Consider the following 14,202-nt stretch of genomic DNA (forward strand, 5'->3'; position numbering starts at 1 on the left):
AAGCGATGGTCGGCATGTCTGCGGCAGCTTTTGATCTGCCAATCCGCAATGGGCCGCCTTCCTCTACCCGCGCCAACGAATGGCAGCTGTCCCGCTTTTGCGTTCTGCTGCGGTCGTTCCGCTTTGTGCCCACAAGCAGTCATGAAAGTCTGTCGTTCGGCGGAGGATTAGGGATTTGAACCTATTGGGTTGACTTCATGCCTCCGCGCGGGTGGGCCGCGTTTTGCTACAAATTGGAATGCCAGCGGTCATGGGAGCCAAAGTCACGCTCGACGGTGGTGGCCAGCGTCGCTTCGAGCTCTGCGCATCGGAAGCGATATGAACCTCACCCTTGTTGTCGGTCTTTAGCTGCGTTCGCTTGCCATCGGCCTTGACCAGATTGATCGGGTAATCGACCAGCGCCTTCACAGTTTGGCACGTCTGAGGCGCAGCGCGTTCCCGACAACCGATATCGACGACAATGCCATGGCCGTCGCAGCGATACCCGGCGACAGCAGCAGCCCCAAGGACGGATAAAGCACCCCGGCGGCGACAGGCACACCGATGGCATTGTAGACGAAGGCCAGGAACAGGTTCTGGCGGATGTTCCGCATTGTGGCTTGGCTGAGACGGCGGGCGCGGACGATGCCATTCAGATCGCCCTTCACCAACGTCACGCCGGCGCTTTCAATCGCCACATCAGTGCCGGTGCCCATGGCAATCCCAACATCGGCCGCGGCAAGCGCGGGGGCATCGTTGACACCGTCCCCCGCCATCGCAACAACGCGGCCTTCGGCTTTCAAACGAGCCACCACAGCGCTTTTGGCATCCGGCAGCACATCGGCCTCAACCTCTTCAAGTCCAAGGCGCCGCGCCACAGCTTCGGCGGTGACCCGGTTGTCACCGGTGACCATGATGACACGGACACCCTCGGCCTTGAGCGCTGCCAGGGCGCTGGGCGTGGACTCTTTCACCGGATCGGCAATGGCGATCACACCGGCGGCCTTGCCATCGACAGCGACGAGGATGGCAGTGGCGCCTTCACGGCGATGGCGGTCGGCGGCTTCGGTCAGGGCTGCGGTATCAACGCCGAGCTCCGACAAATAGGCGGGGTTGCCGATGGCCACCCGACGGCCGTCGATGGTGCCGATGACGCCTTTGCCGGCGGGTGCGTCGAAGTCAGTTGCGGTTTCCACAGCAAGTGTGCGGGCAGCGGCTTCGGCAACGATGGCAGCGGCAAGAGGGTGCTGGCTTGGGCGTTCGACGGCTGCGGAAAACCGCAGCAGATCGGCCTCAGTGATGCCACTGAAGGGCTCGATGGCGACAACCTTGGGCTTGCCCTCGGTCAGCGTCCCTGTCTTGTCGACAAGCAGCGTGTCGACCTTCTCCATCCGTTCCAACGCTTCGGCATTCTTGACGAGCACGCCGGCCGCAGCACCACGGCCAACGCCGACCATGATCGACATTGGCGTGGCGAGGCCGAGCGCGCAGGGGCAGGCGATGATCAGAACGGTGACGGCGGCAACGAAGCCCAACGTGAAACGCGGCTCAGGCCCAAATGTCACCCAGACGATAAAGGCCAGCACTGCGGCGACAATGACCGCTGGAACGAACCACCCGGCCACTTGGTCAGCAAGCCGCTGAATTGGCGCCCGGCTGCGCTGGGCATCGGCAACCATCTGGACGATCTTCGCCAGCATTGTGTCGCTGCCGACCTTGTCGGCCCGCATCGCGATGGCGCCGGTCTGGTTGATCGTGCCAGCGATGACCGGGTCGCCTGCTTTCTTGGTTACGGGCATGGACTCGCCGGTCACCATTGACTCATCGATCGTCGAGTGCCCCTCGGTCACGGTTCCGTCGACGGGGACGGCTTCACCCGGGCGCACACGCAGGGCATCGCCGGCAACGATAAGGCCGAGCGAAATCTCTTCGTCGGAGCCGTCTGCCTTGAGGCGGCGGGCGGTCTTGGGCGCAAGATCGAGCAAGGCGCGGATGGCGCCACCGGTGGCCTCACGCGCACGAAGTTCGAGCAACTGGCCAAGGAGGACCAGCACAACGATGATTGCGGCGGCTTCAAAATAGACCGCGACGGCGCCGTCCATGCGGCGGAATGCCGGCGGAAACACGGCTGGCACCACGGTGGCGACGACGCTGTAGGCCCAAGCCACGCCTGTCCCCATGGCAACCAGCGTGAACATGTTCAGGCTGCGATTGACCAGCGACCGCCATCCCCGCTCGAAGAACGGCCACCCGGCCCAGAGCACCACCGGCGTGGCCAGCAGCAGTTGAACCCAGTTCGACGCCTGCGGGGCGATCAGGCGGTCGAGCCTGATCAGATGGCCGCCCATTTCGAGCGCAAACACCGGGATTGTCAGCGCCAGGCCGATCCAGAAACGCCGGGTGAAGTCGGCCAATTCGGGGTTGGGCGGCGTCTGGGCGGTCATCACTGCCGGTTCGAGCGCCATGCCGCAAATCGGGCAGGCCCCCGGCCCGACCTGCCTGATCTGCGGGTGCATTGGACAGGTGTAAATCGTGCCTTCGGGCAAAGGCGCGTGCGCCTGCAGATCTGCAGGCGCCAGATATTTCACCGGATCTGCGATGAATTTGGCGCGGCATCCGGCAGAGCAGAAATAAAAGGCGTGACCATCATGTTCGGAGCGATGCGGCGCCGTGTGCGGATCGACCATCATACCGCACACAGGGTCGCGCGCGGTCCTGGCAGGATTTGCAGATCCCGCCGCCGCATGCGCGCTGTGGGTCTCGTCGGCCATGCCGCTCGTCCTTATGGTCGAACCTTGCACCCGTCTCGGGGCGCGCCTTTGGCGACGCGGGCATCAGGTCCGGCGCCACGATCCTGATGCCACCGTTGTTTCTACTGCGCGTTCTTGCCGTGACGCTTCAGCCATGACTGGAGACTGGCGACCTCAGCAACCTGCATGTTCACAACTTTTTGCGCCATCGTGCGCAATTCCTTGTCGCCGGCCTGCGCCACCGCAATCCTCGACATGGCAATCGCACCGCGATGATGCTCGATCATCTGGCGAGCCCAGGTTTCCGAAGCATCGGCGCCAACAACCATCATCTTGTGATGCATGGCCATGCCGGCCTCCGCATAGGGATTGGCCGGCGTATTCTTCATCATGTCGGCCATGCCGCCCATCTTGCTATGGTCCACTGCCTGCATCGGCTGTCCAGGCTTGGCCTGCATGCCATTGTTCATGCCAAGCATGCTGCTGTGATCAACAGGCGGCGCTGTTTGCGCGGCAACGGGCGCCGCAAGGATAAGAGCTGCGAGTGCCAGATATCTGTGCATGGGAAAGCCTTTCTCTGGGCCTGTTATCGTGTTTCACGCACGCCGCGCTGCCGGCCGTGTGGCCAAGGCGGTGCGGGAATACCATGTACAACGCAGCAGGCGGCACTATCGTTCCGCCCCAAGCAACGACTGCCATCACCAGGGCGGCAAGACAGACTTCGATTGCGACCGAGCGGAGCAGCACCCGAAGCCCCGCCAAAGGCGCCATGGCCGCCGGCATGGTTCGCAAAAGCAACCGGCGTGGTGATGGGCTGGCCGCAAGAGTTTGAATTCGCGGGCGCTGGCAACTGACTTTGCCGGAACCAGTTTTGGGGTGCTGGCGCGCAATACGACCCTGAATTGGGTGTCAACGCCGCTGCCAGACGATTTCTCGTTTTCTTTGGGGAACTTGTGCGCGCGCCGTTGGTTATGGCTTCATGGGCAGCCCCGTCCGCAACGCAATAGGTTTTCGATGATTGATGTGCGCGGCCCGCCACGGCCAATGTTCTGGCTGTTGGGTGCCTGCACATTGTTTTGTCGGCACACAGCCCGGTGGCGTCCATGATCGACGGCCTGTTCCGCCCGCGTCCATCGCCCTGGTTTGGCGAAAAGCCGATCCGCGAGGAATTGTTTGGTCTCGAACGGCTTCATGATCACGCCCGCAGCCTGGCGTGGGCGCAGGCGAGCGATACCGTGCCGCGGCGAGGCGTGTCCCTGAATGCCCGGTTGGCGGACAACGAAGCCCGCTTGCGGCAGACGTTCCGCGCCACGACGTTGGCCCTGCAGGTCGCAATGCCGATCACGCCGGCCGCCGAATGGTTGGTCGACAACTTCCATCTGGTCGAACGCCATATCCGGGATGTACGCGCCAATCTGCCGCCGGCCTTCTATCGCCTGCTGCCCAAACTTGTGGCCGGGCCGTTTGTCGGCTTTCCGCGCGTGTTCGGCATCGCCTGGGCTTATGTCGCGCACACCGACAGCCGCTTCGATGCCGAAGCGCTGACTGGCTTCATGCGCGCCTATCAGGAGGTGCAGCCGCTGACGATCGGCGAGTTGTGGGCGGTCGCCACCACGTTGCGCATCGTGCTGATCGAGAATTTGCGCCGCTTTGCCGTGCGGATCGAGCACAGCCAGGCGGATCGCCAGTCCGCCGATGCGCTGGCGGATCGCCTGCTGGGTGTGGATACCGGCGTGGCCGAGCCTGCGGCCGTGGTGCTGGCGGGCCATCGCGGCCCGGTATCCGATGCGTTCGCCGTGCAATTCGTGCACCGGCTGCAAAGCCATGGCGACGGGGTTGTGCAGGCCCTGACGTGGCTTGATGCACAACTGGCCGAACGTGGGACCAACAGCAACGCCGCGATCATTTCCGAACAAGAACGCCAGATCGGTGCCACCGTGACGGTGCGCAACATCATCACCAGCATGCGGGTGATGGCGGAAATCGATTGGTCGGTGCTGTTCGAGAAGATGTCGCCGGTTGATGATCTACTGGCGGCGAACGACACCTATCGGGCGATGGATTTTGCCAGTCGCAACCATTATCGCACCGCCATCGAGGCGCTGGCGCGCAGTTCGCCGCTGTCTGAGATAGAGGTTGCGGCGCGCGCACTGCAAGCTGCCGGCAAGGCGCCGTTCGCCGATGGCACGATCGATCCGCGGCGCGGCGATCCCGGCTATTATCTGGTGGCCGCCGGCCGGCCGCTGCTGGAAGCGCAGATCGGCTATCATGCGCCCATCAGGGTCTGGCCGCGCCGGTTGAGTCGCAGGTTGGGCCTGTCTGGCTATGGCGCAGTGATCATGGTGGTGGCGGCCCTGATCCTGCTGGTTCCGGTTCTGGCGCTGGTGGGCATGAAGATTGCGCCGGCCTGGGTCCTGTTGCTGCTGCTATTGGGTGCCATACCGGCGCTTGATGCCGCGGTGGCCCTGGTCAATGCCGGGGTGATGCGTGCCATCCCGGCCACCTTCCTGCCGGCGCTGGAATTGCGCCAGGGTGTTCCCGAAGACCTGCGGACGCTGGTTGCGGTGCCGGTGATGCTGACATCAGCGCACGGCATTGCCGAACAGATCGAGACACTGGAAATCCATCATCTCGCCAGTCTGGAAGGCGATGTGCATTTCGCGCTGCTGTCTGATTGGGCCGATGCGCCTGCCGAAACACAGGCAGCGGACGCCGCGCTGCTGGCACTGGCCAGCGAGGGCATCGCCACGCTGAACGCGCGCTACCCGGCCATCGCCGGGGGAAACCGGTTCCTGCTGTTGCACCGGCGGCGGCACTGGAGCGCCAGCGAGGGCGTGTGGATGGGCTGGGAGCGCAAGCGCGGCAAGCTGCAGGAATTGAACCGGCTGCTGCGCGGGGCCAGCGATACGAGTTTCATCACGGCCGCTGGTCGAGCGCCATCCGTGCCCGAACGGGTGAAGTTTGTCATCACGCTTGATGCCGACACGCGGCTACCGCGCGATACCGTGCGACGCCTGATCGGCAAGCTGGCGCATCCGCTCAACCAGCCGCGTTTTGATCCCGCCAGCGGGCGCGTGGTTGAAGGCCATGGCCTGTTGCAACCCCGGATCACGCCGGCGCTGGCGATCGGCCACGAAGGCTCATGGTTCCAGCGGCTGTTTTCCAGCGACAGCGGCATCGATCCTTATGCAGCGGCGGTTTCCGATGTTTATCAGGATCTGTTTGGCGAAGGCTCCTATGCTGGCAAGGGCATTTACGACGTGGATGCGTTCGAAGCCGCGCTGGCCGGGCGGGTGCCAGAATCCACTCTGCTGAGCCATGATCTGTTCGAAGGCGTTTTTGCCCGCGCTGGATTGGCCAGCGACGTGGAGGTGGTCGAGGAGTTCCCCGAACGCTATGACGTTGCATCGCGCCGCTACCATCGCTGGGCGCGGGGTGACTGGCAGTTGCTGCCCTGGATCCTGGGGGCACGGCGCAGTGCCGGCACCGCCTTGCCGATGACCGGCCGGGCCAAGATGATCGACAATCTGCGCCGCAGCCTGACGGCGCCAAGCGCTGTGGCCGCGCTGTTTTCCGGTTGGCTGTTGCCATTGCCGGCGGCGCTGCTGTGGACGTTGTTCCTGGTGCTGGTGCTCGGCGTGCCGGCACTGATCCCGTTCCTTGAAAGCCTGTTCAGGTGGCCCACGGGCGTTCCCGCTGCGGCGCAATTGCGGGCTCTTGGTGCCGATTTGCGGCTTGCCGTGGCGCGCTGGGGGCTGGTGATCATGTTCCTCGCTGATCAGGCCTGGTTGATGGGCGATGCCATCGGGCGCACGCTGATCCGGGTAACGATCACCCACCGCAACATGCTGGAATGGGTTCCGGCGGCGCAGCTGGCTGATGCGATGCGGCTTGATACACGCGGCTTTTACGGGCGCATGCCGGGCGCCATCATCCTGTCTGTCATCGGTGTGGGTCTTGCCGCCGCCGGCGGAGAGGCAAGCTGGCCCGTGGCGCTGGCGTTCGCGCTCTTGTGGGCGTTATCGCCAGCGTTGGCCTGCCAGATCAGCACGCCGCCGGTGCGGCCGCACCGGCTGACACTGGATGCGGCTGACAGCAAGCAACTGCGGCTGATCGCGCGGCGCACCTGGCGCTATTTCGAATTTGTGGTGACCCCGGCCGATAACATGCTGCCGCCCGACAATTTTCAGGAAGATCCGGCACAAGTCATCGCGCGCCGCACGTCGCCGACCAATATCGGCCTCTACCTGCTGTCGGTGGCGAGCGCCCGTGATTTCGGCTGGATCGGCACGCACGAGGCGATCGATCGGCTGGAAGCGACCATGGCCACCCTGGCGCGGCTGCCGCGCTGCCGGGGGCATTTCTACAACTGGTACGATACGCGAGATTGCCGGGTGCTCGACCCGCCCTATGTGTCGTCGGTCGACAGCGGCAATCTTGCCGGGCATCTGATCGCGCTGGCCAATGCCTGTGATGCGTGGCGCGAGCAGCCGCAAACCGAGGCGGCCCGTCTTGGCGGTGTGCATGATGCCCTGGCCATCTTCCAGACGTTGCCGGGCGGCAGCCCGGAGCCAAACGCGGCCGCCGCGGCGTTGGCGGCAAGGCTGCTCGCCGATGGGGATGTGGATTGGCCCGGTCTTGGCCTGGCCGTGATTGCCGTGCAAGCAACGCTGCCTGAAGCGATCACCGCAGACGATCATGACCGGCTGTTCTGGCTGGCCGCCGTGGGCGCTGCCATCGACAGTCACCAGCGCGATGCGCAGCCTGTTGCCGAACCCGTCCAAACCAGCGAGCGCCTGCGAGCGCTGGCTGCAGACGCGCGTGCCATGGCGATGGCGATGGACTTTGCCTTCATGCTGCACCCGGATCGCAAACTGCTGTCGATCGGCTATTCGGATGCCACCGGCGCGCTGGATGAGAACCACTATGACCTGCTGGCCTCCGAAGCCCGCCTCGCCAGCTTCTTTGCCATTGCCAAGGGCGATGTCCCGGCCCGGCACTGGTTCAGATTGGGCCATGCGGTCACGCTGGGTACGTCCGGGCCGCTGCTGGTGTCGTGGTCGGGTTCGATGTTCGAATATCTCATGCCGGCGCTGGTCATGCGCCCCCCGGCCGGCAGCCTTCTGGAACGCACCGAGTGCCGGGCGGTCGCGGCTCATATCGAATATGGCAAGCTGCATGATCTGCCGTGGGGCATATCGGAATCGGCGTTCAACGCCCGCGATCTGGAACTCACCTACCAATATTCCAATTTCGGCGTGCCGAGCCTGGGGCTGAAGCGCGGCCTTGCTGATGATCTGGTGGTCGCGCCCTATGCCACCGCACTGGCGGCAATGGCGCAGCCGCACGCCGCCATCGCCAATTTCAAGCGCCTCGACGCGGCGGGCGCGATGGGGCGTTATGGCTATTATGACGCGCTGGACTTCACGGCGTCGCGGCTGCCGACCGGCCGCAGCGTGGCCATCGTCCGCAATTTCATGGCGCATCATCAGGGCATGACGATCGTGGCACTGGCCAACACGGTGTTCGGCTGCATCATGTGCGATCGCTTCCATGCCGAACCACTGGTGAAGGCCGCCGAACTGCTGTTGCAGGAACGCATGCCGCGCCTCGTGGCGGCGACGCCGGTCGCCGCTGCCGACGAAGCCCAACCCGCCACGAAGGTGTCGTTCATCAGTCGATCCGTCGGCCGACAGTTCGCCACGCCGCACACGCCGGCGCCGGCAACCCATCTCCTTTCCAATGGCCGATACACGCTGATGATCACGGCAGCCGGATCGGGCTACAGCCGCTGGCGCGACACGGCTGTCACTCGCTGGCGCGAAGACCCAACGTGCGACGATTGGGGTTCCCACATCTATCTGCGCGATGCCGACACCGGCGACATCTGGTCGGCCGGGTTCCAGCCGATCCGCCGCGAGCCCGACAGCTATGCTGTCAGCTTCAACGAGGACCGCGCCGAATTCGTCCGCCGCGATGGCGATCTGACCACCAGCATGACCGTGCTGGTTTCGGCAGAGGACGACAGCGAGGTGCGGCGCGTTTCGATCGGCAATGCCGGCAGCCAGGTGCGTACCATCGAGATCACCTCGTTCGCCGAACTCGCGCTGGCGCCGCAAGCCGCCGACGTCGCTCACCCGGCCTTTTCCAAATTGTTCATCGAAACCGAATGTCTGCCAGGGTGCCATGCCCTGCTTGCCCGGCGCCGCCAGCGCGACCCGGCTGACCGCGAAACCTGGGCCGCGCACCTGATCGTGGTGGACGACAAGGCCGTGGGGTCGTGCGAGTTCGAAACCGATCGCGCCCAGTTTCTGGGCCGGGGCGGCAATGCCCATTGGCCGCGTGCCGTTGCCGATGGCCGATCCCTTTCAGGCTCGCACGGCGCCGTGGTCGATCCAGTGTTCGTGTTGCGCACCCGCGTGCGGGTGGCCCCCGGTGAAACGGCCCATGTGGCGTTCTGGACGATGGCGGGCGCCAGCCGCCAGGCGGTTCTGGAGATGATCGACAAGCACAGCGCGCCAACCGCCTTTGAACGCGCGGCGACGCTGGCCTTCACGCAGGCCCAGATCCAGCTCCACCATCTGCGGCTGGGTGCGGGCCAGGCCGCACAGTTCCAGCGGCTGGCCGGGCCCATGCTGTATGTTTCGGCCAGCATGCGGCCGGGCGCAGCGGCCATCGCGCAGGGTGCCGGCCCGCAATCGGGCCTGTGGTCGCTGGGCATCTCCGGCGATTTGCCAATCATCGTGCTGCGCATCGCGGATATCGAGCAACTGGCCGTGGCGCGGGAACTGATGCAGGCCACCGATTATTGGCGGATGAAGCAGTTGCCGTTTGATCTGGTGATCATCAACGAACGCGGCACATCCTATGTACAGGACCTGCAAAGCGCGCTGGAGGGCCTGGTGCGGGCCAGCCAGTCGCGCGCGCAATTCGGTGAACGCAGCCCCGGCACGGTTTTCGTGCTGCGCGCCGATCTGGTGCCCGATCCAACCCGCGATCTGCTGCTGGTAGTCGCGCGGGTGGTGATCGATGCGCACAACGGCCCGCTGGCCAGCCAGCTCGACGCGCGGCGTGAACCGGCGCTGCGCCGCCGCCCGCCGCGCACGGCACTCACAGCGAAAGCCGATCGCCCGGCCAGCCTGCCGACACTGGAACTGTTCAACGGCATCGGCGGTTTTGCAAGGGACGGCCGCGAATATGTGATCGTGCAGGGGCCAGGCCAGACGACGCCGCTGCCGTGGATCAATGTCATCGCCAACCCCGAATTCGGCTTCCAGGTGTCTGCCGATGGCGCTGGCTTCACCTGGGCCGCCAACAGCCGCGAACACCCGTTGACGCCGTGGTCCAACGATCCGGTTGGCGATCCTGCCGGGCAGGCCTTCTATATCCGCGATGACGACGATGGCGCCGTATGGAGCCCGACTGCGGCTCCGATCCGCGACCCGGCCGGCACTTATGTTGCGCACCATGGCTGGGGCTACAGCCGGTTCGAATATGCCGTGTCGGGGCTGGAATTCGGCCTGATCGAATATGTGCCCATCGCCGATCCGGTGAAGATTTCACGGCTCACCATCCGCAACAATTCGGGGCGGGTGCGGCGGCTGACGGTCGCCGCCTATGTGGAATGGGTGCTGGGGCCCTCGCGCGCCGCCGCTGCGCCGTTCACCGTCACCCGCACCGATCCGGCCAGCGGCGCAATGTTTGCCGGTAATGCCTGGATTCCGGATTTTGCCGGCCGCACCGCCTTCCTTGATCTGGGGGGGCGGCAGACCAGCCTGAGCGGGGACCGCCGGGAGTTCATCGGGCGCAACGGCGATGTTGGCGACCCGCTGGCGATGGCCACCCAGGCCCCCTTGTCCAACCGCGTCGGGGCCGGCCTTGATCCGTGCGGCGCGATGCAGACTCACATCGAACTGGCCGACGGCGAAAGCATCGAGATCCTGTGCCTGCTGGGGGAAACGGTGGGCGATGACGCCGCCCGCGCGCTGATCGAACGCTATCGCACCGCCGATCTTGATGCCGTGTTGGCCGAAGTGACCGATGATTGGGCCGAAGTGCTTGACGCGGTGAACGTCACCACGCCCGACCGCTCGCTCGACATCATGCTCAATGGCTGGCTGCTCTATCAGACGCTGGCCTGCCGCATCCGGGCGCGCGCCGGCTTCTACCAGGCCAGCGGCGCCTATGGCTTCCGCGACCAGTTGCAGGACGTGATGGCGGTGGCCACGGTGCGCCCCGCCATTGCCCGCGCCCAGATCGTGCGTGCTGCTGGCCGGCAGTTCATCGAAGGCGATGTGCAGCATTGGTGGCTGCCGCAAGCCGGCAATGGCGTGCGCACCCGCTTTGCTGATGATCGCGTCTGGCTGGCGCTGGTGACGGCGCATTATCTTTCGACCACCGGCGACACCGCGATCCTAGCCGAAGACATCCCCTTCCTCGATGGCCCCGTGCTGGCCCCGGGAGAAATGGAAAGCTTCTTCCATCCCGGCATCAGTGAAACGTCGGCCAACCTCTACGAGCATTGCGCGCGGGCGCTGGATGCCAGCCTTGCGGTCGGGGTGCATGGCCTGCCGCTGTTTGGCGGCGGCGACTGGAACGATGGCATGAACCGGGTCGGCCATGAAGGGCTGGGCGAAAGCGTCTGGATGGGCTGGTTCCTCGATGCCAGCCTGGCGGCGTTCATGCCGATTGCCGCTGCCCGCGGTGACGCGGCGCGCGTTGCGGCGTGGACAGCCCATGCCGCGGCCTTGCGCGCGGCGCTGGATGGCGAAGCCTGGGATGGTGACTGGTATCGACGCGGCTGGTTTGATGATGGCTCGCCGCTGGGATCATCGGCGAGCGAGGAATGCCGGATCGATTCCATCGCCCAATCCTGGGCGGTGATTTCAGGCGGCGGCGATCCTGCGCGCGCGCGCCGTGCCATGGCCTCGGCCGCCCGCGAGCTTGTTTCGGCCGAAACCGGGCTGGCGCTGCTGTTTGCGCCGCCGTTCGATCACACGCCGCTCGATCCCGGCTATATCAAGGGCTATCCGCCCGGCATCCGCGAGAATGGCGGGCAATATACCCATGCGGCCCTGTGGTCGGTGATCGCCTGGGCCATGCTGGGTGATGGCAACCAGGCAGGTTCGCTGCTCGCCATGCTCAACCCGATCAACCACAGCCTCACGCCCGCCGAGCTGCATCGTTACAAGGTGGAGCCTTACGTGGTGGCCGCCGATATCTATTCGCGGCCGCCCAATGTCGGGCGCGGCGGCTGGACCTGGTATACCGGTGCGGCCGGCTGGATGCAGCGGGCGGGCCTCGAATATCTGCTGGGCGTGCGCATCCGCGACGGCTTCCTGGAGATTGATCCCTGCATTCCGGATCACTGGCCAGGCTTTGAGGTCACGCTGCGCCACCTCGGCTGCCGCTACACCATCAATGTCACCAACCCGCACCGCGTCTGTCGCGGCATCGCCGCCGCCGAAGTGGATGGCGCGCCATGCCCGCAAGGCCCCTTGGGCAGTTCGCTGCGCATCCCGCTGCGGCGCGGCACTGCCGGCTGCGCGATCAGCATCATTCTCGGTTCGTCGCAGAGCGGGTGAACTTTTACGCCGGTCGGGTGTTTGAGCTTCGTCCGCCGTGCAGAACAGGAGATGCCGCCATGATTGTTTTTGCCATCGTCAAGGAGCCCTATGGCTGGGCGGTTCGCCGCGATGCGTGCATGATGATGCCCGCTGCATGCCGAGATGCCGCCGTTGCTGCGGCCGAACGTATGGTGCGCGCGCTCAGCAACCAGGGCGAGCGGGCCGTGCTGCAGTTTGAAAGCGCAGAGGGCCGTGCGTCCTTTGCAGGCAATGATGCCGGCTGAACCGAGAAGGGCGTATTTCAGATTTCGGCGCCAGCTCTCATCTGCCACATCGCGCCGGTGCTGGAGCTGTTCCAGACAGCGGCCCACAAGCCGTCATTCAAGTCTGTGGTTCGGCGCAGGACACGGGATCTGAACGTGCAACGTTGAAGGCTGGCTTCCGCGCAGACGCGACGATCATCATCCTGTTGTCACTATGCCGACGACTGGCAGGAACCGTTTGCCAAAACTTGTGCTGCAAAATGGCGATCATGTTAACCATAACACGTTGAATATATTATGTTTTCTCGCGATAATGCGGCATCCCATCCTCTCCGTGACCTTCATGTTAAATATCTGAAATATAACAATAAATATTGTCTTTGGCCTTCGAAGGTCAAACCATCACCTTTCTTGCTGCAAATCTCCGCGGTCAACCGGGCTCCACAAACTCGAAAAGCGTCTGCTGCGCTTCCCATCTGCTGGCGCCAACGGTTGGGCGGGCAAAAGAACGGCTTGCGAATTTAATGATATCTTGTATCGCAGCCGCCGCACGTCTGACGCGGGGGTTTTATGATTCGGCTTGTTGCTGCACTGCTTCTGTCTGGTGCCTCTGCGGCTGTGCTTGCAGAGGAGGCAAGTGGGGCTGATAGCGGCGAGATCACCGTCACGGCCGCACGGCAGCCCTATCGCGGCGACTTTACCGTGCAGGAAACCCCGGCGGCAATCACGACCATTGATGGCACCTGGCTCAACAACAACAATATCCTGCGTCTCACCGATGCGCTCGATCTCAATGCCTCGATCGCGCGGCAGAATAATTTCGGCGGGCTTTGGGACGCCTTTGCTGTGCGCGGTTTTGCCGGGGATGAAAATCTGCCGTCTGGCTATCTCGTCAACGGCTACAACAACGGCCGCGGCTTTGGCGGGGTGCGCGATGTTTCGGGCATCGAGAAGATCGAGGTGCTGAAAGGCCCGCAGGCGGCGCTCTATGGCCGCGGCGAGCCGGGCGGGGTGATCAACATCGTCACCAAGAAGGCCGATTTTGACACGCGCGGTACGATTGGGGTTCAGGCCGGCAGCTGGGATCGGCAGCGCCTGGATGGTGATTTCAATCTGGCGCTGGGCGACGTGGCGGCGGTGCGCCTGATCGGTTTCTACGAGGATGCCGGCAGCTTCCGTGGCACGCGTTCCGAACGTTGGGGCTTCACGCCATCGGTGCTGGTCAAGCTGGGTGAGAAGACAGCGCTGACCTATGAGCTGGAGTTGACGCGCGCCGAAGCGCAGTTCGATCGCGGGGTGGTCGCCATCAATGGCCAGCTGGGCGTGATGGACCGCCGCACGTTCCTGGGTGAGCCCGGCGATGGCCCGCTTGATGCCGAGGTGACCGGCCACCAATTGCAGCTGAGCCACGAATTCAACGATGATTGGTCGATCCTGATCGGTGGCCAGCACCGTGATACGCGGCTGAGCGGCTTTTCGACCGAGGCCGAACTCGCCGGCGCCCGGCAACGGCTGGGTCGGGATGGCCGCTCGCTGTCGCGCCAGCGCCGGTTCCGCGATTATGATGCCGAACACCAGGTGCTGCGCGGGGAAGTGCAGGGCCGTTTTGAAACCGGCGGCCTGAAGCACCGGGTATTGTTCGGT

At 64.5% G+C, this 14,202-nt stretch carries 6 protein-coding genes; 3 read left to right on the forward strand and 3 right to left on the reverse strand.

Annotated elements, in window-relative coordinates:
* Positions 1-195 precede the first annotated feature (195 nt).
* The 3 genes from RT662_RS07685 to RT662_RS07695 form a co-directional block, all read right to left on the reverse strand.
* Entirely contained in the window at positions 196-408 is a 213-nt protein-coding gene (locus RT662_RS07685; protein WP_313670125.1) for a hypothetical protein, read from the reverse strand.
* Positions 405-2,750, reverse strand: a complete 2,346-nt coding sequence (locus RT662_RS07690) for a heavy metal translocating P-type ATPase (RefSeq protein WP_313670126.1) — start codon at positions 2,748-2,750, stop codon at positions 405-407. The genes RT662_RS07685 and RT662_RS07690 overlap by 4 nt, the downstream gene beginning before the upstream one ends.
* Before the next feature lie 101 nt (positions 2,751-2,851).
* Positions 2,852-3,208: a DUF305 domain-containing protein gene (locus RT662_RS07695; protein WP_409530145.1), complete on the reverse strand. Its 357-nt coding sequence runs from the start codon at positions 3,206-3,208 to the stop codon at positions 2,852-2,854.
* Positions 3,209-3,832: 624 nt separating this feature from the next.
* On the opposite strand from RT662_RS07695, the gene RT662_RS07700 reads away from it, so the two are divergent.
* The 3 genes from RT662_RS07700 to RT662_RS07710 form a co-directional block, all read left to right on the forward strand.
* Positions 3,833-12,313, forward strand: a complete 8,481-nt coding sequence (locus tag RT662_RS07700) for a GH36-type glycosyl hydrolase domain-containing protein (protein WP_313670128.1) — start codon at positions 3,833-3,835, stop codon at positions 12,311-12,313.
* Complete coding sequence (locus RT662_RS07705; RefSeq protein WP_313670129.1) at positions 12,310-12,579, forward strand: hypothetical protein; 270 nt, start codon at positions 12,310-12,312, stop codon at positions 12,577-12,579. Before RT662_RS07700 ends, RT662_RS07705 begins: the two co-directional genes overlap by 4 nt.
* A gap of 597 nt (positions 12,580-13,176) precedes the next feature.
* The coding region (locus RT662_RS07710) for a TonB-dependent siderophore receptor (protein WP_409530146.1) at positions 13,177-14,202 on the forward strand (1,026 nt) is incomplete at its 3' end.

It is taken from the genome of Sandarakinorhabdus sp., assembly GCF_032115815.1.
Lineage (GTDB): Bacteria > Pseudomonadota > Alphaproteobacteria > Sphingomonadales > Sphingomonadaceae > Sandarakinorhabdus.